Raw genomic sequence first — 20,749 nt, 5'->3', positions numbered from 1 at the left:
AACCTTGCCAAACAAATATCCCGTCGCGGGCGGCTAACGGGCAATGATCTCGTTGACTTTCTGCAAGGCCCAGTTCAATTGTTCTTCGCGGTTCAGGTGGCTGTTGTCGAGTACAAAAGCATCGTCGGCCCGACGGAGCGGGCTCGCTGCCCGGTTCGAATCAATGTGGTCGCGTTCCTGAACGTTTTGAAGAATTTCGTCGAAGCTTACTTCCTGGCCCTTGGCAACCAGTTCGTCGTAACGGCGTTGTGCCCGTACTTCGGGACTGGCAGTCATGAAAATTTTCAATTCAGCATCCGGGAAAACAACGGTGCCAATATCCCGTCCATCCATCACGATGCCTTTGTTTTTGCCCATCTCCTGTTGTTGTTTCACCATTTCGCAGCGTACTTCACTGATGGTTGCTACCGGGCTGACATGTGCCGACACCGGCAACCGGCGGATTTCTTCCTCTACGTTTTCGCCGTTCAGGAAGGTCTCAATCTGCCCGTTGGCCGGGTTAAGCCGGAATTCGATGGCGATTTCGGAAAGCCGGCGGGTCAGTTCCGGTTCATTTACGCTGCCGTTGGCCGCCAGCTTATTCCGCAGTGCAAACAGGGTAACAGCCCGGTACATGGCCCCGCTGTCGAGATAAATATAGCCAAGCAGCTTAGCCAATTCTTTGGCAACAGTGCTTTTCCCGCAGGAAGAATGACCGTCGATAGCAATCACAATCTTCTTGTCGTTCTTTTTATTCATGTCCGCAAATATATTACTTTTGATCATAAATAGCAGGTTTTCATCTAAAACTAATCGACCAGTTGACGGATGTTGAACGAGCTTAAATCAGGACATAAAACTTTAACCGAATCGAAAAAAAATGAGCTTATGAAGCAAAAAATGATCTTCTGCCTGATCTTCTCCCTGTTTCTTTTAAGTTTTACGGCGAAGGCACAGGAAGAACAAAAAGCGACTGATATTTACCAGGTTGAAACCAGGGACGGAAACATTTTCAGGGGAAAGCTGCTGCATGAAAACGAAAACGAAGTCGTCCTGGAAACCGGCACGCTGGGTGAAATCACGATTAAACGGGCCGATATTAAACGGATGGAAACGCTGGACAAGGTCAAACAAGTTGGCACCGACTACTGGACGGAGCATCCTCAGGATGTTCGGTACCTGTGGACTTCGACCGGCTACGGATTGCGCAAAGGCACAGGATACTACCAGAACGTGTGGATCTTCTTCAATCAATTTGCCTATGGCGTGACCGATAATTTCTCGGTTGGGCTGGGCCTTGTTCCCTTATTCCTTTTCGAAGGGACTTCAAGCCCGTTTTGGTTAACCCCTAAGTTGTCGGTACCGGTTGTTGAAGATAAATTTAGCCTGGGGGTCGGCGCTTTACTAGGAACGGTTGTCGGCGAAGACCATACCGGATTTGGCATGTTCTATGGCGTGGCAACGATCGGATCGAGGCAAAAAAACCTGAGCTTTGGCGCCGGTTGGGCTTATGCGGTCGGCGAAATTTCCGAAAGACCTGTTTTCAATATATCGGGAATGATCCGTACCGGGCGTAAGGGTTATTTGTTGACCGAGAATTATTTCTTTGATGCGGACGAAGGATTTGGCGCCATGTTGTCTCTTGCCGGACGCTCGATCATCGGGCATAAGGTGGGGATTGATTACGGCGGGATGATTCCTGTTGGCGAAGATATTGGATTGAACGTAATTCCGTGGCTGGGGCTGACTGTTCCGTTTTAATGAAAGGCACACCTGAAAACTACCAATCCGTTTTTGTCAGTTCATCGGCGATTGCATAAACTACCGGGCAGATTTCGCAGTTTTTGTAAGTCAAATCGAGGATCTGGTATAAACGGCTACGGTCGGTATGCGGATACTCGCGACAGGCGCGCGGACGGTTCTCGTATACACAACAATGCTTGTCGGCCATCAAAAAGGGACAGGGCGTTTTCTGAAATACAAAATCATGGTCCTCATCAATCGTTAAATATTGCCCGATAAAGGCGGCAGGTTTCATCTTCTGGCTTTTGGCCAGGCGTTCGGCGTCCTTATCGGTGACAATCGGGCTGATGCCTGAACAACAGTTGGCGCAATCCAGGCAGTTGAACTGGTCAAACGCTTCGCGGTGCAACGCATGAACGACCGCATCAAGATTTTTGGGCTTTTTCTTTTTTAGTTTCTGAAAAAGAGCCGAGAATTCCTGCCTGCGGTTGGCCGTCATTTCTTTTAATTGCTCAGCCCTGAAATATCGGATAGTCTCCATTCTTCCGTTTCCGTAATTTAATTTGAGCTAAAAACAAGCCGCTGATGACCACCGCGATACCGGCCATTTTTTGGCCGTTGATCTCATCACCCAAAATCAGGTACGAAAAAATGGCCACGAAAACCGGCATCACGTTAACAAACATGTTCGATTTGTTAATCCCAAGGTGACGAATGCTGTAGGTGAAAAAGATAAAACCGAGGATCGAAGCGAAAATGGCCAGCTTAACGATGGCAATAAACGCTTCGGCATTAAAGGGGGTTTGAAAGGTTTTTCCCGATTCAAAAATAAGCCAGAACGGCAAAAACATGCCCACCCCAAACAGGTTCTGATAGCTGATGATTGTGTACGCGTTGTAATGGTGGGTCAATCTTTTCAGAATGACTGCGTAGCCAATGGTTGACAAAACGGCCAAAAATTCGAGTGAAATGCCGAGCGGCGAAGCCGAAAGCCCCGTTGACAAGTCGAATACCACCAGCGAAACCCCCAAAAATGAGATCAACAATCCAAAAAAATTGGTCCAGCCTAATTTTTCCTGATGAAAATACCATGCCGCCAGCGGTGTCACCAGGGGAATGGTAGCTACGATTACCGAGGCGACGGTTGGAGAAACGTATTTTAAGCCGAAACTTTCGCCCATAAAATAAAGGAAAGGTTCGAAAAACGACAGCAAGATCATCCAGCGCAGATCGCCTTTTTTCAGCGGTTGCAGTTTGCCGGCAAGTTTGGCAAAAATAAACATGATGGCTGCTGATAAGGCCAGGCGGATGAGCACCACGGTCATCGGTTCGTAGGCTTTGTACGCTACCTTAAACCAAACGAACGAAAAACTCCAAAAGAACATCGCGAGCAGCGCTGCCCCGTAATATTGTAATGTTTTGTTTTTCACTACAGCGGTCGTTTATTTTTTAAATTTGAACGGGAGCTTGTAATAGATGGAATAGGTAAAATCAAAATTAACGTTGGCGTCGTTATTTCCGTATCCCGGTGTGAAATAGACCGGCGGCATGGCGTACTCCTTTTGAGTGATCATCACTTTTGTCCGTATGGTCCATCCCATGAAAAAATTATTGAAAATTTCACCTTTCATCCCCAGAAGAAACTCGAGCCAATGCGAATGGTAATTCTGCGATCCGAATCTGCCCGTTTCTTCTCCCCAATAGCTGTCAATCCGGTAATTGCTTACCTGTTGTTTGGCCAGGCCAAATCCGTAACGAAAACCCGCGTACAGGATATCCATATCTTCTTTGTGTTCCGCGGTCAGGAAGTTATAATCGATACCCAGCCGCGAGTACGATCCGGAGCTGTTGTACGTGACGTAGTCCTGGTTGAGTTTAAACTTTTCCCAGCCGGTCTCAACCACGGTAAACAGGTTGGGCAGCAGTTCCATATCGGCGCTCAGCTCGGTCCCGTAGCGGTTTCCTTTCGTCCATAAGTCCTGGTAAGCCCGGGTGAGGTCCAGGCCCACCCGAATGCCGTCCATCCGTACAAAATTGTCGGTTCGTTTGGGCATTCTTTTTTTCTCTTTCTCTTGCCCGAAGCTATTCAGTGTCAGTAGGAAGAGTGTTAATATATAGACGAATATTTTCATGCCAAAAGTTATTTACAACGCTGTCTTTCAGAATCATCGAATCGATCCGGTTCCAGCTGTGTTCAATTTCTTTTATCCGGTATTCATAATAAAAGCCGGTAACCATCGATCCGTACTGAAGTTCGGTATCGTGGATGACGGTCAGGGTATCCGGGATCGAGTCAAGCAAAATCACAAACGAAGAACTTCCTGTTTTGCTGAGAGGCAACCAGATTTGTTTGGTTTGTTCCTGGTAAATCCAGATGCTGTCCTGATCAAGCCCGTAAGCCGAGATTTTTGGTGAGCCGGTTGTTGTTGATTCGGAATACTCGACCCGGACTTCGAGCAGGGATTGTGGCGGCGGTTCAAAAATTTCCTTGCAGGCTGCCACCGCAACAATCAGTATAAAAAGAATTTTAAGTTGTTTCATTTTTTCATTTTCCGGTTTGCTAAAATAATCATATTCACGGGTAATTTGCCGGCAGGGGCATACTTTATTCGAAATAGTTAGTTCGCTTGCCTGATCAAGGGTTCGGGGTGAATGGTGGTGACGAAGTGGAACCGTTCGTTGATGGCTTGTTCAATCCGGGTGCATATTTCGTGGGCCTCGTCCAGCGGCATTTTTGCCGGAAGTTTGATGTGACAGCTTAATTCGCTGTGGCTGCCGTATACGTGTAAGTGAAAGTGATGAATATAGACCTCGGTGCCGGTTACCAGGCTAACTTCTTCCTTGATGGCCTTAACCAGCTCCGGATCAACTTCTTCACCCAGCAATGCCTTGATTTCTTTTGAAAGAATATCATAACTGGCCCAGGCAATCATGAGTGCAACAATAAATGCCAGCGCCGCGTCGATCCACCAGAGGTATCTTCCGACGAAAATACCGGCAAGGATGATGACAGACGACAGCGAATCGGTGCGGTGATGCCAGGCATCGGCTTTTAAAACCGACGAACTGGTTTTGCGGTACGCCCAAAAGGCATATTGGGCCAGCGCCTCTTTGGACAGAATAGAAACGATGGTGACGATAATGGCCACAGTGCCAAAGTTACCCGGTTCCTGGCTGAGGAGTTTTTTATAGGCATTCAGGACAAAATCGAAAGCCACCAGCGCCAGTAAAACGCCAATAATGATCGCGGCGATGTGCTCGGCCCTCCCATGTCCGAAAGGGTGTTCGCTGTCTGCCGGTTTCCCGGAGATCTTCCCGCCAATTAGCACAATAACTGACGACACCGAGTCGGTTAAGGTGTGCCAGGCATCGGCCATTAATGCAATGGAGCCCGAAACAATTCCGGCCCAGTATTTTAACGCGAACAACAAGGTATTGGCTACAATGGAGATCCAGCCTTCCCGGACGATATAGCTCTGATAATTTGGTTTCATGATAACGTTTTTCAGGTTGAAATTAACAAAATCGCTAAATAAACATCTCATAAAACAGAATCGCCAGAAACCCATATTCGTCTAAATTATTCTTTAAAAATTTCCGGGCTTTGCTCAGGTGGTCTTCAACGGTCTTCACCGAAATGTGAAGTTCTTCGGCAATCGACTTGTTCGGGTAACCTTTTTCTTTGCTTAGAAGAAAAATACGCCTTCGTTGTTCGGGTAATCGCGAAATGAGCTGTGTCACTTTTTCGGATAACAACTTATAATTGACCTGATTCTCGGTGTCGGAACTGTTTTTTACCACCAGGTACCGGAGTTGTTCCAGGTAGTCTTTCTCCGAAATTTTCTTTCGGAAAAGAGAGATGACCGTGTTTTTTGCCAGTGTGAAAAGAAAAGCTTCCATGTTCGTATCGTCTTTCAGCTCGTTCCGCTTGTTCCACAGCCGGATAAATACCTCCTGGATCACATCCCGCGCGTCTTCTTCCGATTTCAGGTAGCCAAAGGCAAAACGATAAAGCCGGCTGCTGTAGGCGCCGTAAAGGTCGTTTATCGCCTGTTTGCCGCCCAATTTGAGCTGCTTTGCCAGTTTGTTTCCGTCCATTGTTTTGCTTGATGTATCAGGGGATAAATTTACTAAAATGTTTCATTTCCTTAGCAGTCGGCTGAGTAACAACATGAAAAACACGGGAACTCGTTATTTTTGAAAAAAAATAAAATTCGGAGCAGGGGTTTCTCTTCCTTTAAACGTTTACCATTTTGAAAGCATGAACCATGAAAGATTTTTTTAAAAAATACCTGGAGAATAATTGTTCGGAAAAGGAATTCGATTCGGTTGTTGAATTATTTTCTGAGCCCTCCGGACAGCCGGAACTGGAACGACAAATGAAGGAACACTGGGATGAAACTTCGTCCGGGACAAGGGTTCCTGAGCTGGCGGATACCCTCTATAAAATTCATTACGAGATCAACAAACGCGACCAGGCGCCTGTAAAAACACGTAAACTGCTGAACTACCTGACACGGGTTGCGGCCATTTTATTGCTTCCCTTAGCTATTGCCTATGTCGTTAGCTTGCAGAAAAACGATCAGCCGGAAGATTTTTTTCAAACCATTACAACGCCGCTGGCTTCAAAAACAAGTTTTGAGTTGCCTGACGGCTCGCTGGTTTGGCTTAATTCGGGGTCGTCGCTTCGGTTTCCGAAAGCGTTTAACGGCGATTCCCGGCTGGTGAGCCTGACCGGCGAAGCTTACTTTGATGTGAAAAAGGCCGACCGTCCGTTTAAAGTGGAAACAGCCCTGTTTACGGTAGATGTGCTGGGAACCGCTTTTAACGTGATGGCCTACGACGGCGAAGTTCCGCTGGTGACGCTGGAACGCGGAAAAGTCAGGCTCGAAACAAAATCAAAACAGCAAGAGGTTTTGGAACCGGGGCAGCAGGCAGTGATCGATACCCTAAACCATTCGGTGACCCTCGGAAAGGTCGATCCCGCTTTGGTTTCATCATGGGTGCATAATCGCCTGGTGTTTAGAAGCGAGCCATTGGGCGCCGTTGTTAACCGGCTGGGACGCTGGTATAATATCGACATCGAAGTAACCGGCAGCGCCTTGATGGATATCCCTGTGACTGCAAATATTGAATTTGAATCCATCCGCGAAATCATGGAACTGATGGAGCTTACCTTGCCGGTTAAGTATCAGTACAATAAAGAAAAACGGAAATTAGTGATTACACAAACAACAACTAAATCGGATTTGCCTATGTAACAGCATCCATCGGTTAAACGGCTATAATTGCCGTGGTATAAAACAGAAAGCGGGAAAGCCGCGAACTTCCCCGCTTCGTTGAAAAATAATTTTTACAAATTATTCATCTTTTAACATTTCAAACTTATGAAAAAAAAGAGATTGAAGGAAACTCCCTGGGGATATTTCTTCTTAAAACTTCTTATGGTTATGAAGCTTAGCATGTTTATTCTTTGTCTGACTGTTTTTTCGGTTTTTGCAACCGAAACCTATTCTCAGTCGACAAAACTCTCATTGTCGATGAAAAATGTGAGCATTGATGAGGTTTTGAAGCGGATTGAGGATCAAAGCGAATTTCGTTTTTTTTATTCCGGAAACATCAATACTTCCGGGAAAGTGTCGATCGATACGCGGAACACCAATATTCAGGATATTCTGGATGAATTATTCGAAGAAACCAATATTGCCTATAAAATTGTGGGCAGGCAAGTTGCTTTGTTCAGTAAGGCTGAAGGCGAATTTGGCTTGCCGGGTTCACAATCAAAGCAAGTGAAAGGACAGGTAACCAATGAGTCGGCTGAACCGATTCCGGGGGTCACAGTCATGATCAAAGGAACGTCAACCGGAACAATTACCGACCTGGATGGAAATTATGCCCTGAATGATGTGCCGGCTGATGCGACCCTGCAGTTTTCATTTATCGGGATGGCCTCGATGGAAGTTCCTGTTGGCGGAAAATCGACGATCAATGTAAGCCTGAAAGAAGATGTGATTGGCGTTGAAGAAGTGGTGGTGATCGGTTACGGTACGCGGCAAAAGAAAAACCTGATCGGGGCGGTAGACCAGGTGAATGCCAACCTGATTGAAAACCGTCCGGTGGCAAATGCCACGCAGGCGCTTCAGGGAGCTTCTGCCAACCTGATCATTCAGCAAAAGAGCATGAACCCGAACGATAACAGCATGAATATCAATATCCGCGGAGTCAGTACGATGAGCAACAATGACCCGCTGATTGTTATCGACGGACTGATTTCAGGTACAGGAACTTTAAACAACCTGAACCCGAATGATATCGAAAATATTTCGGTGCTCAAAGATGCCGGCAGCGCAGCTATCTACGGATCCCGTTCCGCTAACGGCGTAATTCTCGTCACGACCAAAAAAGGCGGCAAAACAGGAAAACCGTTGGTCAAGTTTAGCAGCATGGTTGGTTATCAGGACCCGGATATTTTGTTTCAACCGGTGAAAGGATGGGAAAATGCCATGCTCCGCGACCAGGCGAACATCAATGTCGGGAACGCTCCCATTTTTACCCCGCAGCAAATCCGCGATTTATATGAACACCGCAGTGAAGAATTCTGGTACCTGAATGAAATCATGCAAAAAGGGCTTCAGCAAAATTACAACATGAGTGTTTCAGGGGGTAATGAGAACAGTACATACATGATATCAGCCGGTTATTTCGATCAGGAAAGTAATTTTGTCGGTGATTTTGGAATGAAACGGTATAACTTCCGTTCCAACCACACCACCGAATACGGCAGGTTTAAGCTCACTTCGCTCATGGCGTATACCAAGAGAGATGAAAATACAATTGCCGGTGGAACCGGAAACACCATTATCAATTCATCCCGCATTCCTCCTTATTATTATTACAAGTTCCAGCAAGACGGCAAATGGCTGATCAACGATGTGATTGGTGACGATAATACCATGGCCCGCCTGAAAGACGGAGGCTATGAAAAAAAGGATGAAGATAACTTTATCGGCAGTTTAGGCCTCGATTTCAGTCTCATGGAAGGTTTGAAGGCTAAAGGACTGGTGGGACTTGATCTGACACAGCACCATCGCTTCCGCAGGGATAAGAAAGTGCCGCTGTACTCATCTGCCGACCTTGAAACCCCGGTTTCATATATTCATTCCAATACACTTACGGAAGATTACAACAGTAAAAGATATACCCTGAGCACGCAATTTATGCTTGACTTTGACCGTACCTTCAATTCAGTTCATCAGGTGAATGGATTGTTGGGCGTTTCCAACGAATCATACACCTTCAAAGCAAGCCGCATTGCCTGGGAATACACCGACGAAGACCTGGGTCTTCCTACGACAGACGATGCTGTACAAAACAAAGACAACAAAAACAGCAACGGAGATACCGATCAAACCAGTATCACCTCGGTATTCGGACGCGCAGGATACAGCTATATGGACAAATATTATGCTGACGTTACTTTTCGGTATGATGGCTCATCCAAGTTTGCCAAAGATCAGCGCTGGGGATTTTTCCCATCAGTTTCAGCAGCCTGGAGACTTTCATCTGAAAGTTTTATGGAACGCTACAATTCCAATATCGGCGATTTGAAACTACGTGCTTCATATGGCGTGTTGGGGAACCAGAATGTGGATAACTACTCTTACCAGACGGTTTACCAAATGTATCAGAATACCTATGTGTTCAACAACGAGTCGGTACCGGGAACCGGATATACTTATGGTAATCCTTTTTTAACCTGGGAAAAATCGGCAAACCTGAATATTGGAGCGGACGCTTCATTTCTCAAAAGCAGGTTGTATGTATCATTGGATTATTTCAACAAGGAAACAACGGATATTCTGCTTTCGCCCGAGGTATCTACCGTGTTTGGAAGTAATGCCGCAAAAGAGAACGCCGGTAAAATGAGAAACCGGGGATGGGAAACAACCATCACGTATCGTCTGAAATCAAAAAATCTTGACCACCGGTTCAGCCTGAATATGGCTGACTCAAAAAATGAGATCACCGATTTCGGTGGAAAAGAACGGATTGACCAGAATGACCAGTTGTATAAGCTGATCCGCGAAGGCGAAGCACTGGGTTCTTATTTTGGGTATAAAACCGACGGATATTTCCAAAGCTACGAGGAAATTGCCAATAGCGCCCTTCCCGTTGGTGCTTCGGTTCAACCCGGGGATGTGAAGTATAAGGATATCAACAAAGATGAAGTTATTGATGATAAAGACCGTGTGGTATTGGGGAACGCATTTCCAAGATATACCTTTGGTTTTACCTATGATGTTTCATTCAAAAACTTTGATTTTAGCATTTTGCTGCAGGGAGTAGGAAAACGCGACATGTACATTCGCGGTGAATTGATCGAGCCGTTCCATTCAAACTATTCCTATGCCATTTATCAGCATCAGCTGGACTTTTGGACGCCCACCAATCCCGATGCCAAATGGCCGCGCCTGGTAGCCCCGAGTTCTTCTTCATCGTCAAACAATTGGGGAAAAGCGGGTTCCGACATCTACCTGTTGGACGGATCTTACCTTCGCGTAAAAAATATCCAGTTGGGGTATACCCTGCCAAAACGATTAACATCGCGGATGGGAATTCAAAAGCTACGCGCGAGCCTGAATGCACAAAACCTGTTGACTTTTTCCAAAAACTCGTTTATTGACCCGGAATCTTCCGAATTCGGGAATAACATGGGAGGAATAGCAGGTGTCGGCGCAAACAGCGCCCGGAACTATCCTACATTGAAATATTATGGATTTGGATTGGAATTGGAATTTTAACACACGTACACCATGAAAGAAAAGATAAGAAAATACAGCGTAGGAATTGTGGCTATGTTCCTGGCATTTTTTACTTCGTGTAACGACCTGGATTTGGCGCCCACGAATAAATTTACCGATCTGAACTACTGGACATCAACCGAAAAAGCTTCCGCTGTTTTAAATATGGCATATAGCCAGATGTTTGGAGCCAACTATTTCTTTGCGAACGAACGGCTGTCCGACAATTTGTATGAAGGCCGGGGAAATACCGATGAGAAGATTATCACCTCGGGGCAGGCCGATGCCGCTCTTGGCCGCTTTGCAAACGAGTGGAAAAACAGCTATGAAGGAATAAAAACCTGTCATACGTTTCTGGAGAACGTTGATGCTGTCCCCAATATGAACGAAACGCTGAAGGCCCGGATGAAGGCTGAAGCCCGTTTTATCCGCGCGTTCCTGTTCTTCCGGCTGGCAAGCCACTATGGCAATGTTCCCTTGTTCGACCGTAACCTGAGCCTGGAGGAAGCCAACAATATTGCGCGTTCGCCAAAATCCGATGTAATCGATTTCGTCAGAAAAGAACTTAACGAAGTGGCAACCATCCTTCCGGCGAAAGGAGAATATGCCGCTTATGATAACGGCCGGATCACCAAAGGGGCGGTTATGACATTGATAGCACGGACCTATTTATATGAAAATGACTGGACCAATGTGGCTTCCATCTGCGAAGATATCATGGATGGCGCATACGGACAGTACCGTCTTTTCCCCAGCTATTCCGGTCTTTTTATGCCCGAAAATGAATACAACGACGAAGTGATCCTTGATCTTGGCTATGTGTTGATCGAAAGAACATGGAGTGAGTTTTACGATGCCATTCCTATTTCTGTAGGCGGACGAATCAATGCTTTCGCCCCGACACAGGAACTGGTTGATGCCTATATCATGAAAAACGGGAAAAGTATTAGCGACGCAAATTCAGGATACAACGAAGATAATCCCTACGTAAACAGGGATCCGCGTTTTGAAGCCACGATCGTTTATCATGGCTACCAGTGGACAAAAGGCGACGGAACAAAATCGACCATCTATATTAAACCTGGTTCTTCGGGCGAAGCGGGCGCGTCTAACCTGGACGAGTACGCGGGCCCGGGACAAAATTCAACCGGAACAGGCTATTACCTGAGGAAATATTTCGACCCCACCGCACCGATTGGTATTGCAGCAGGCCTGAATCTGATCCTGATGCGGTACGGCGACGTACTGCTGATGTATGCAGAGGCTAAAAATGAACTGGGGCAAATGGACGAAAACGTTTGGAATGCGACCATCAGGGCGCTCCGTGTCCGGGCAGGTTTTACGGATGCCGATGCACTGAACTATCCTGCCGGAAGCCTCCGGGACGTCATCCGTCGCGAACGCCGTTGCGAATTGGCCATCGAAGGCCTCCGGCTTTTTGATATCCGTCGCTGGGGAACAATTGAATCGGTTATGAACGGAAATCCTCGCGGAGCGAAGTTCGCGGCTGGCAATACCCAGTATATCCAACTGGACCAAAGGAAATTTAACAGTGAACGGGATTATCTGTTCGCCATTCCTCAATCACAACGGGATATCAACAAAAATTTAACTCAAAACCCTGGCTATTAAATCTAAATTAAACAACTAGGTATGAAAAAAATATGGATCAAACTGTTAGTCGTATCTGCTTTTATCTTCGCTTTTAGCGCGTGCAGCGACGATGGTGAAGTAAGAGACCTGGAGGTAACGGCAGTCGGTTCGCTTTACGAACCGGATAACGGAAAGACAATCACACTCCAGGCTTCGGCTTCGGCCACCTTATATTTTGAATGGGAACCGGCACGCGCCGAAGACGGCGGGATGGTATTATACGAAGTCGCCTTTGATCATGCTGACGGAGATTTCTCCGATCCGCTGTTTATTACAGCGGCCGATAACAATGGCGGCAGCAATCACGCGACGCTGACACATAAACAACTGAATAAAATTGCCGCCATGGCGGGTATCGAATCTGCTCAGCAAGGAACACTCAAGTGGACTGTTTTTTCATCGAAAGGGGTTAACCCGGTGAAAGCCGAAGAAGAAAGGACGCTCTCGCTAACCCGCTTGTCCGGCTTGGCAGACATCCCCGATAATTTGTACATCACGGGTACAGCCACAGAAAACGGCGACGACCTCTCCAAAGCACTTGTTATGAAAAAACTTGCTGACGGCGAATTCGAAATATATACGAAACTGACGCAAGGCGAAACCTTCAAATTTGTTAGCGCCAGGACGGGAACTCCGCTTGAATTCTCTTTGTCGGGAGAACAGATTGTGGTAGGAGGAACTTCTTCCGTTTCCAAAACCGGGGTCTATAAATATTATCTCGACTTCAACATCGGCTCGTTTACAACCAAGGAAGTTACCAAAGTCAGCCTGTTCCTGAACTGGTCGCAGATGAAGATTGAATTACCATATAAAGCGAATGGCGTTTGGGAACTGACCAGCCATACCATTACCGGTCTTACCGGCAACGATAATACAGACGACCGTTACAAATTCAGGATGGAAAGTTCTGAAGGAGAAACCGAATGGCGGGCCGCCAGTAACGACAGCAAACCAACCGGCAACGAAGCGTATTATTATATGGTTGAAAGAGTGAACGTACAGCAATGGACAGACAACCAGATATGGAAAACCCCGGCAACCGACGGGTGGAGCGATAAAACATACGACTTTATGTTCTCCCTGAATGCAGGAGGTTCTTATACGCACAATTTGGTAATTAAATAAGCTGAACAAATGAAAAAGATATTGATCAGATTAACAGTGATAGCCTCTTTGCTTTTCGCCATAGCCGCGTGCGAGGACGACGGAGGTAATTTGGATACCCGGCTGACGGCAGTCGGCGCATTGATCGAACCGATGGACGGGAAAGAAGTAACCTTGGAGACTTCAGTCGGCGCTTCTACCTATTTTGAGTGGGAATATTGTAAGGTGGAAGAAAGCGGCACGGCGCTTTATCAAATTGCCTTTGACCAGGCGGACGGCGACTTTTCCAATCCTGTTTATTTAACTCCTGCCGATAACAACGGAATGTATAACAATGTGACCATCACGCACAAGCAGTTGAATAAAATAGCCGGTATGATGGGCATCGGCTCTTCGGAAACAGGAACATTCAAATGGACCGTTTTCTCTTCCAAGGGCCTTAAGTCGGTGAAGGGTGAAGAAGAACGAAGCATTACCATAACCCGCCTGGCCGGTTTCGCCGATCTGCCGGTTGATGTTTATGTAACAGGGGAAGCTTCTGAGGGAGGCGCTGATCTTTCCAAAGCCCATCAAATGAAAGCGATAGCCGGAGGAGAATTTGAGACCTATACCCAATTAACTGCCGGCGAACCATTTTATTTCACCGATGGCACGTCAGGTACTCCCCGGGTGTTTTATACCGACGGAGGTTTAGTCAAGGAAAACGGCACTTCTACAGTGGCAATCACCGGTGTTTACCGGATCACGCTCGATTTTAACACGGGCGCCTGTACTTACGCGCTGGTTACAAGGGTCAGTTTTTACTTCTCTCCTGAAGGGAAGATCTTGTTTGACCTCCCGTACGCCGGAAACGGCATCTTCCGGGCTGAAGATCAGACGGTAACCTTTAAGCAAGAAAGTTGGGGCCGTGACGAACGTTACAAGTTCCGGATGGTTATAAAAGAAAACGGAGGAGCAGACGCCGAGAAGGAACTCGAGTGGGGTACGCTGAACGGAACGGATTCAAGGCCGACAGCAACCAGCCCGGAGTCGTATTATTACATCAAATTATTGAATCCGACTCAGTGGGATAATAAGTGGAAACTGATGGGCGATTTTGACGGCGTTCCGGCAGATTATACCATTTATCTGCAAGCGGGGCAACCCTACACGCATTCAGTAACAAAATAAATTTCGGACATAACACACAACAGCCGGCAGCAATCCCATGCTCCGGCTGTTATTAAAAAAAAGAAATTATGAGAAGATGGCTATACACGGCATTACTACTGCCTGCATTTTTAATATCATGTGGCGATGACAACAACGTCGTCCCCGAACCCGAAGAGGACCGAATAGACTGGAATGAAGCGGCAGACCTCAGTAGCATGTCTTTGGCCAATTCGTTCTGGAATGCCGAAGAAAAGTGGTTTTACTATGACAATAACGCGAAAGCCGATTGGAATTACTGGCCGCAGGCACATGCTTTGGATGTTCTTACCGATGCCTGGCTGCGGACGAACGACGCCAGATACCGGGCATATTTTGATCAGTGGTACCAGGGAGTGAAGGCCAGAAACGGCAATACCTTTGAAAACGAATTTTACGACGACATGGAATGGATTGCCTTGGCCACACTGCGTGTCTGGCAGGCAACCAACGATCCCAAATTCAAAGAGGCAACCTTGCAAATATGGGAATACATCAAAACCGGATGGAATGACAATGCCGGAGGAGGCATCTCCTGGAAAAAAGGAATGGAATACAGCAAAAATGCCTGCTCCAACGGCCCGGCGTGCATCCTGGCTGCCCGCCTGTACCAGGAATTCGGTGACGCAAGTTACAAGGAATGGGCACTTAAAATCTATAACTGGGAAAAATCGACCCTGGTGAATATGAATAACGGCATGGTTTACGACCACATCAACAGCGAAACCGGGCAAATTAAAACCGACTGGGTATTCACTTACAACCAGGGAACGTTTATTGGCTCAGCCGTTGAGTTATATAAAATTTTTAATGAAAAGGCTTATCTGAATGATGCAGTTGTAGTTGCCAACTACACGACCAGCAGCCTGACCAACAACTCCGTCCTCAAAAGCGAAGGAACAGGCGACGGCGGACTTTTTAAAGGAATTTTCATCCGCTATTTCACCGACCTGATCCTCCAGGATCGTCTGGATGCCTCGGCAAAGAAGCGGTACATTCAGTTCATCCGCTATAATGCTGAAACATTGTGGACGCAGGGAACCACCAAACCGGCCATCCTGTTCGGCCCCAACTGGACGGTAAAACCGGGTTCTGTTACCGGACTGCCCGAACAACTCAGCGGTTGTATGCTCATCGAAGCGGCAGCCTTGCTTCAAAAAGAAGGTCTGATTAACCCGTGATGCTGGAAATGAAGGAAAAGGAAAAATCAACCTTCAACGAAATTTAACCTGAGCGTGAGTGAATATGCGCTCCATCCTGTATCAGGTTTGTCTGTCCGCATGTGTAGTAACCTAAACCAACTAAATCTTATCATGAGCCGGATAAACCTGATTGATTCGCGAATCGTGCAAAAGCATTTATTGACTATGAAATTTCTACTGGCAGTCACGCTTTCGGTTTTTTTTCTGACTGGTTTGGCTCAGTCCAAAACCCCGGCTCCGGAGAAGAACGCCAACGGGCAAGCCGAGAGTAAGCAGGAAGAAAATCAATTCAAAATTGAGCAGGATCAAGATGTTTTGATGCTGACTTATTTTCGCCAGCGTTATCCTACCCGGATTGAGATTGATGCTGAGGGAAACACCGTTGAGGTCCCCTTGCCCGATCCGATGTTAATTGCCAAGTTGCATGTCGCTTTATCAACTGACGGACGCCATTGGTTTCCCTTAAACGATAATAAACCCATTTGGGACCACTGGATGCGCGACCCCTATGTTCGCCGCGGGCCCGATGGTCTTTGGAGGATCCTGTCGACCGGCGGCACGAAAGGATACGACCGGGAAAAGCTTGGCCCTGCCTGCCTGTATGCCACTTCAACAGATCTGATTCGTTGGAATGTGGAAGGGCCGTTGACTTTAATGAAAGATGTTTGTGACGAATCGGGTAAGCTTGCAGCCCAAAATATATGGGCGCCCGAGTGGTTTTATGATGATGAAACAGGGGAGTACATCCTCATTTGGTCTTCCTCCTTTAAAGATGCGGGATGGAAAGAAAGCCGGCTTTGGTATAGCCGCACGGTCGACTGGAAAAACTTTACGCCTGCCAAAGTGCTTTTCGAACCTCCTTATTCCGTCATCGACGGAACGTTGCTGAAACATGAAGGAACGTATTACCTCTTTCATAAGGAGGAGGAATTTGGCGCTAAAACAGGTGAAAGGCGCGCAATCCGACTGGCGACTTCAACGTACCTGAAAGGGCCTTATGAAATTGTAGCCGGGCATTTAAACGGCGGCCAGATTGTTCCGGTAATCACCGAAGGTCCAACCGTGATCAAAGATCCCGTTCAGCCCGGCTGGTTATTATTTTACGATTATTGCATGACCAATCGTTTTGGAGCTTCCTGGTCTCCTGATTTAATTCATTGGAATGTAGCGGAAGATACGAGTTTTCCACCCGATGCCCGGCATGGTTGTGTTTCGGTGCTGACTGCCTTGGAGGCCCGAACCTTGTTCGATACCTATACGGCTCAATAAACTTCAAAAAAAAGAAATACGATGATAAAAAATACGATAACAGTTTTAATCCTGCTGATTTTCTTCAGTTGCACGGAATCGCCGAAAAAGCTGACCGACTATGTCAACCCCTTTTTAGGCACTGCCACATTATGGGACAGCATAGACATTGGTTATAAACCAACCCACCGGACCTGGGGCGCCGAAGTCTTTCCGGGATCATCGTTGCCCAATGCCATGGTCCAGTTAACACCTGTCACCATGTTTCGCAGCGGTTCAGGATATCAGTATGAAGACACCGTCATTTATGCTTTTGCCCATACCAGCAAAGGGCATTGGAACTTGTGTCATATCCCCTTGTTACCGGTTACCGGCAATATCGACCCCGGCGATTTTGGTTCGGTTTTCAGGCATGAAAATGAAACGGCCGAGCCGGCTTATTACCGGGTTTTTCTCGAACGATATGAAATCAATGCCGAACTGAGCTCGACCCTGCGTTGCGGATACCACAAATACACCTTTGAAGCAAATCGGCCCAAGAGGTTGATCGCACAGTTGAATCGTTCCAACGAACGGGTAAGCGACTGGCAAATTGAGCAACAAGGCGAACAAGCCTTTCAGGGATATCAGCAAACAGGTGGCAAGATCTACTTTTACGCACAGACCAATCATTCCATAAAAAGCATTGAATCGCTGGGTGAAGGACGTGAAGAAATCTCGGTAGTGAATTTTGAAGATTCGTCCGGCCCCCTGGAGGTAAAAATCGGACTTTCGTTTGTGAGTGCCGAAAATGCGAAAGAAAACCTGGAGAACGAAATGCTTGGGAAAAGTTTTGAGCAAGTTCGTAGTGAAGGAACACAAACCTGGGAAACATTACTGGCGAAAATTCAGGTTGCAGGAGGCAGCGAGAGGCAAAAGGGCTTATTTTATTCCTGTTTGTACCGTTCGTTTCTGTGGCCGGCTTTACGAAGCGATTGTAATGGCGAATTTACCGATATCAACGGGGAAACGGTGAACAAAGGTTTTGATTATTATACCGAGCCTTCGCTTTGGGACGATTACCGGAACAAGCTGGTTTTACTTGGTATGATTTCCCCCCAGGTGACCGAAAATGTCATCAAATCGTTGATCGACAAAGGCGAAAAAACCGGCTTTATGCCTACTTTTTTTCACGGCGACCATGCGGCCCCCTTTATTGCCGGGAGCTACCTGAGAGGACTTCGCGGATACGATGTTCAAAGTGCGTATCATTTGCTTTTACGAAACGCTACCATGGAAAACAAAAGCAGGCCCCGGATCATGGAGTACATCGCAAATGGTTACATCCCGGAACCGGACCTGGAAAATCCTACACTTGAAACAGTAGCCGCAGCAGGCGTCACCAAAACACTGGAATATGCTTATGATGATTATGCGGTAGCCCTTTTGGCCGACGAATTAGGAGATACAGCCAATTACCGGATGTTGATGAAACGGACGACAAATTATAAAAACATGTTTGATCCTTCCACCGGACTGATGCGGGGGAGACTGGCCAATGGCGAATGGATCAGGGATTTTGATCCGGAATTTATCTATTACGAATACATGTACCGGGAAGCCAATGCCTGGCAGTCTTCGTTTTTTGCTCCGCATGATACGGAGGGATTGATCGGTCTTTATGAGAGTAAAGATGATTTTGAGAAAAAGCTCGACGATCTTTTCTCAATTCCCTACAAGGGGGCGGAAGCCTATAACATATCGGGTTTTATCGGGCAATATTGTCATGGGAACCAACCTGATCATGGTTTCCCCTGGTTGTATTATTTTGTGGGGAAACAGGAAAAATCGCAGGTTCTGCTCGACAGTATTATGGATCGTTTCTACGATATGGGTAAAGAAAAGCTGGCCTATGCGGGCATGGACGACGCCGGTGAAATGTCGTCCTGGTACGTTTTCACGGCCATGGGAATTTATCCGTATTCCCCGGCCGATCCTGAATATATCGTTTCTGTCCCTCTTTTCGACAAAATTGATTTCAAGCTGAATGACAAAACCGGCTTTACCATTCAAAAGGAAGGAAAGGGGAAGAAAATCAGCAAAATAAGCTACGGTGAACGCCAGCTTGACGGCTATTTCGTTTCACACGACGAGCTGAAGGCCGGAAAGACGCTGACGATCATGACGGAATGACGAATCTGCATGGGCGAGTTAGCTGACAGATTCCGATATTCATCGGAATGACGATCTTTCAGGCTTACTTGAAACCCGAAACTTGGAATTTGGAACTTGAAACTCGAAACTAATAATATGACAACAAGACGAAACTTCATTAAAACAGGAACTTTTACAGTAGCCGGATTGGCTGTTGCCGGTTCCGGGGCGCTTGCATCGGTAAGCAAAGCGAGCTATGTAACCAACCGGCCGGTTGTTGGAAAACGTAATTTTACATCGGACGCGGTGGAAAAAACAATAGCTGCTACCAAAGCCAAACTGAAAGATCCGAAACTGGCCTGGATGTTCGAAAACTGTTTCCCAAACACATTGGATACAACAGTTGAGTACGAGAAGGTTAATGGCAAACCGGATACCTTCGTAATTACCGGCGATATTCACGCCATGTGGCTGCGCGACTCTACCGCGCAGGTGTGGCCATATCTGCCGCTGGCCAACGACGATCAGGAACTGAAATCGTTACTGGCTGGGGTGGTTAACCGTCAAACCCAATGTGTACTGCTCGATCGGTATGCCAATGCATTCAATAAAACCAAAGAAGAAGAAGTGCACTGGATGAGCGACCTGACCGATATGAAACCAGGGTTGCACGAACGCAAATGGGAAATCGACTCGCTGTGTTATGCCGTTCGCCTGGCTTACAACTACTGGAAAACAACCGGAGACACATCGGTTTTCGACAAAGACTGGCAAAAAGCTGCCGCTTTGATTGTGCAAACCTTCATCGAGCAGCAACGCAAAGATGGTTTGGGACCTTATAAATTTCAGCGGGAAACACCTCAGCAATTAGATACCGTGTCAAATCACGGGTATGGACGCCCACTGAAACCGGTGGGATTAATTAACTCAACTTTCCGCCCGTCGGACGATGCAACGACTTTTGGCTTTTTGATTCCTTCCAACTTGTTTGCCGTGGTTTCGCTACGACAGATGGCCGAAATTAGCCGGAATGTTACCGGTGATCAGGCCTTTGCCGGCCAGTGTTTAAGTTTGGCCGATGAGGTGGAAGCCGCCATCAAGAAATATGCCATCGTGAAGCATCCGAAATATGGCAAGGTGTACGCCTTTGAAGTGGATGGTTTTGGAAATGCGACCTTCATGGACGATGCCAATGTGCCGAGCCTGTTGGCCCTGCCTTACCTGGGACTGGTTGACAGAAACGATAAAATCTATCAGAATACCCGTAAGCTGGTTTGGAGCGAAGATAATCCCTATTTCTTCAAAGGCAAAGCAGCCGAAGGCATTGGCGGCCCGCACGTGGGTTACGACATGGTCTGGCCAATGAGCATCATCATGCGGGCGATGACCAGCACCGACGATCAGGAAATTGCCTGGTGCGTAAAAACGCTTCGTGATACCGATGCCGGCACCGGTTTTATGCACGAGACATTTCATAAAGATGATCCAGGTAATTTCACCCGTTCGTGGTTTGCCTGGGCCAACACCTTATTTGGCGAGTTAATTTTGAAACTGGTCAACCAGGGAAAAACCGAACTGTTGGGATAGTTTATCGCAACACGGCATTCGACCGGTTGGGCCCGGTTAAAATAAAAGGATCTAAGGTTGTATCAAAACACTGGAGAGACGGGGAATAGGTTCCCGTCAATCAACAGCATT

Annotated in this window: 16 protein-coding genes and 1 pseudogene; 10 read left to right on the top strand and 7 right to left on the bottom strand. The window is 46.9% G+C overall.

Translation table 11 applies throughout. From position 1 onward, the window contains the following. Nucleotides 1–33 precede the first annotated feature (33 nt). The gene (cmk, locus tag ACOIT5_RS04125) at nt 34–765 is read right to left on the bottom strand and encodes a (d)CMP kinase (RefSeq protein WP_423129197.1); all 732 of its coding nucleotides are present in this window, start codon (nt 763–765) and stop codon (nt 34–36) included. Nucleotides 766–867: 102 nt separating this feature from the next. Between cmk and ACOIT5_RS04120 the strand changes: the two genes are divergently transcribed. After that, nucleotides 868–1,740, top strand: coding sequence for a hypothetical protein (locus ACOIT5_RS04120; protein WP_423129196.1), 873 nt, complete (start codon nt 868–870; stop codon nt 1,738–1,740). Nucleotides 1,741–1,759: 19 nt separating this feature from the next. Here the strand turns inward: ACOIT5_RS04120 and ACOIT5_RS04115 are convergent, their stop codons facing one another. The 6 genes from ACOIT5_RS04115 to ACOIT5_RS04090 all read right to left on the bottom strand — a co-directional run bounded on the left by ACOIT5_RS04115 (nt 1,760) and on the right by ACOIT5_RS04090 (nt 5,820). Beyond that, nucleotides 1,760–2,263, bottom strand: coding sequence for a YkgJ family cysteine cluster protein (locus ACOIT5_RS04115; RefSeq protein ID WP_423129195.1), 504 nt, complete (start codon nt 2,261–2,263; stop codon nt 1,760–1,762). Further along, the gene (locus ACOIT5_RS04110; protein ID WP_423129194.1) at nt 2,235–3,152 is read right to left on the bottom strand and encodes a DMT family transporter; all 918 of its coding nucleotides are present in this window, start codon (nt 3,150–3,152) and stop codon (nt 2,235–2,237) included. The genes ACOIT5_RS04115 and ACOIT5_RS04110 overlap by 29 nt, the downstream gene beginning before the upstream one ends. A gap of 12 nt (nt 3,153–3,164) precedes the next feature. After that, a complete protein-coding gene (locus ACOIT5_RS04105; RefSeq protein ID WP_423129193.1) occupies nt 3,165–3,854 on the bottom strand; it encodes a DUF6048 family protein in 690 nt (229 codons plus the stop codon). Continuing rightward, nucleotides 3,805–4,263, bottom strand: coding sequence for a DUF6452 family protein (locus ACOIT5_RS04100; RefSeq protein ID WP_423129192.1), 459 nt, complete (start codon nt 4,261–4,263; stop codon nt 3,805–3,807). Before ACOIT5_RS04100 ends, ACOIT5_RS04105 begins: the two co-directional genes overlap by 50 nt. Before the next feature lie 77 nt (nt 4,264–4,340). Then, nucleotides 4,341–5,216, bottom strand: a complete 876-nt coding sequence (locus ACOIT5_RS04095; protein WP_423129191.1) for a cation diffusion facilitator family transporter — start codon at nt 5,214–5,216, stop codon at nt 4,341–4,343. Nucleotides 5,217–5,250: 34 nt separating this feature from the next. Continuing rightward, nucleotides 5,251–5,820, bottom strand: coding sequence for an RNA polymerase sigma-70 factor (locus ACOIT5_RS04090; protein ID WP_423129190.1), 570 nt, complete (start codon nt 5,818–5,820; stop codon nt 5,251–5,253). Nucleotides 5,821–5,990: 170 nt separating this feature from the next. On the opposite strand from ACOIT5_RS04090, the gene ACOIT5_RS04085 reads away from it, so the two are divergent. The 9 genes and pseudogenes from ACOIT5_RS04085 to ACOIT5_RS04045 all read left to right on the top strand — a co-directional run bounded on the left by ACOIT5_RS04085 (nt 5,991) and on the right by ACOIT5_RS04045 (nt 20,638). Next, on the top strand, nt 5,991–6,983 hold the full coding sequence (locus ACOIT5_RS04085) for a FecR family protein (protein ID WP_423129189.1): 993 nt from the start codon (nt 5,991–5,993) through the stop codon (nt 6,981–6,983). Nucleotides 6,984–7,109: 126 nt separating this feature from the next. Further along, entirely contained in the window at nt 7,110–10,523 is a 3,414-nt protein-coding gene (locus tag ACOIT5_RS04080; protein ID WP_423129188.1) for a TonB-dependent receptor, read from the top strand. A gap of 12 nt (nt 10,524–10,535) precedes the next feature. Next, nucleotides 10,536–12,155 carry a RagB/SusD family nutrient uptake outer membrane protein gene (locus tag ACOIT5_RS04075; protein ID WP_423129187.1) on the top strand — a complete coding sequence of 540 codons (1,620 nt, stop codon included), beginning with the start codon at nt 10,536–10,538 and terminating at the stop codon, nt 12,153–12,155. 21 nt (nt 12,156–12,176) lie between these two features. Further along, nucleotides 12,177–13,301: a SusE domain-containing protein gene (locus tag ACOIT5_RS04070; protein ID WP_423129186.1), complete on the top strand. Its 1,125-nt coding sequence runs from the start codon at nt 12,177–12,179 to the stop codon at nt 13,299–13,301. Between the two features lie 9 nt (nt 13,302–13,310). Next, nucleotides 13,311–14,450: a SusE domain-containing protein gene (locus ACOIT5_RS04065; protein ID WP_423129185.1), complete on the top strand. Its 1,140-nt coding sequence runs from the start codon at nt 13,311–13,313 to the stop codon at nt 14,448–14,450. 68 nt (nt 14,451–14,518) lie between these two features. After that, complete coding sequence (locus ACOIT5_RS04060; protein ID WP_423129184.1) at nt 14,519–15,649, top strand: glycoside hydrolase family 76 protein; 1,131 nt, start codon at nt 14,519–14,521, stop codon at nt 15,647–15,649. Nucleotides 15,650–15,781: 132 nt separating this feature from the next. After that, complete coding sequence (locus ACOIT5_RS04055) at nt 15,782–16,939, top strand: glycoside hydrolase family 43 protein (RefSeq protein WP_423129183.1); 1,158 nt, start codon at nt 15,782–15,784, stop codon at nt 16,937–16,939. An 18-nt stretch (nt 16,940–16,957) separates the two neighbouring features. After that, a pseudogene (locus ACOIT5_RS04050) lies at nt 16,958–19,090 on the top strand (GH92 family glycosyl hydrolase); the annotation flags it as partial. A 117-nt stretch (nt 19,091–19,207) separates the two neighbouring features. After that, nucleotides 19,208–20,638: a glycoside hydrolase family 125 protein gene (locus ACOIT5_RS04045; protein WP_423129182.1), complete on the top strand. Its 1,431-nt coding sequence runs from the start codon at nt 19,208–19,210 to the stop codon at nt 20,636–20,638. The last annotated feature ends 111 nt before the right edge of the window (nt 20,639–20,749 follow it).

It is taken from the genome of Gaoshiqia hydrogeniformans (assembly GCF_049347105.1).
In the GTDB taxonomy this organism is placed as follows: Bacteria; Bacteroidota; Bacteroidia; order Bacteroidales; family Prolixibacteraceae; genus Gaoshiqia; species Gaoshiqia hydrogeniformans.
This window is presented reverse-complemented; position numbering and strand designations above follow the sequence as displayed.

Bases quoted from the DNA above. Each gene is read 5' to 3' on its own strand.
- cmk (WP_423129197.1), bottom strand. From the start codon at position 765: ATGATCAAAAGTAATATATTTGCGGACATGAATAAAAAGAACGACAAG.
- ACOIT5_RS04120 (WP_423129196.1), top strand. From the start codon at position 868: ATGAAGCAAAAAATGATCTTCTGCCTGATCTTCTCCCTGTTTCTTTTA.
- ACOIT5_RS04115 (WP_423129195.1), bottom strand. From the start codon at position 2,263: ATGGAGACTATCCGATATTTCAGGGCTGAGCAATTAAAAGAAATGACG.
- ACOIT5_RS04105 (WP_423129193.1), bottom strand. From the start codon at position 3,854: ATGAAAATATTCGTCTATATATTAACACTCTTCCTACTGACACTGAAT.
- ACOIT5_RS04100 (WP_423129192.1), bottom strand. From the start codon at position 4,263: ATGAAACAACTTAAAATTCTTTTTATACTGATTGTTGCGGTGGCAGCC.
- ACOIT5_RS04095 (WP_423129191.1), bottom strand. From the start codon at position 5,216: ATGAAACCAAATTATCAGAGCTATATCGTCCGGGAAGGCTGGATCTCC.
- ACOIT5_RS04090 (WP_423129190.1), bottom strand. From the start codon at position 5,820: ATGGACGGAAACAAACTGGCAAAGCAGCTCAAATTGGGCGGCAAACAG.
- ACOIT5_RS04085 (WP_423129189.1), top strand. From the start codon at position 5,991: ATGAAAGATTTTTTTAAAAAATACCTGGAGAATAATTGTTCGGAAAAG.
- ACOIT5_RS04080 (WP_423129188.1), top strand. From the start codon at position 7,110: ATGAAAAAAAAGAGATTGAAGGAAACTCCCTGGGGATATTTCTTCTTA.
- ACOIT5_RS04075 (WP_423129187.1), top strand. From the start codon at position 10,536: ATGAAAGAAAAGATAAGAAAATACAGCGTAGGAATTGTGGCTATGTTC.
- ACOIT5_RS04070 (WP_423129186.1), top strand. From the start codon at position 12,177: ATGAAAAAAATATGGATCAAACTGTTAGTCGTATCTGCTTTTATCTTC.
- ACOIT5_RS04065 (WP_423129185.1), top strand. From the start codon at position 13,311: ATGAAAAAGATATTGATCAGATTAACAGTGATAGCCTCTTTGCTTTTC.
- ACOIT5_RS04060 (WP_423129184.1), top strand. From the start codon at position 14,519: ATGAGAAGATGGCTATACACGGCATTACTACTGCCTGCATTTTTAATA.
- ACOIT5_RS04055 (WP_423129183.1), top strand. From the start codon at position 15,782: ATGAGCCGGATAAACCTGATTGATTCGCGAATCGTGCAAAAGCATTTA.
- ACOIT5_RS04045 (WP_423129182.1), top strand. From the start codon at position 19,208: ATGACAACAAGACGAAACTTCATTAAAACAGGAACTTTTACAGTAGCC.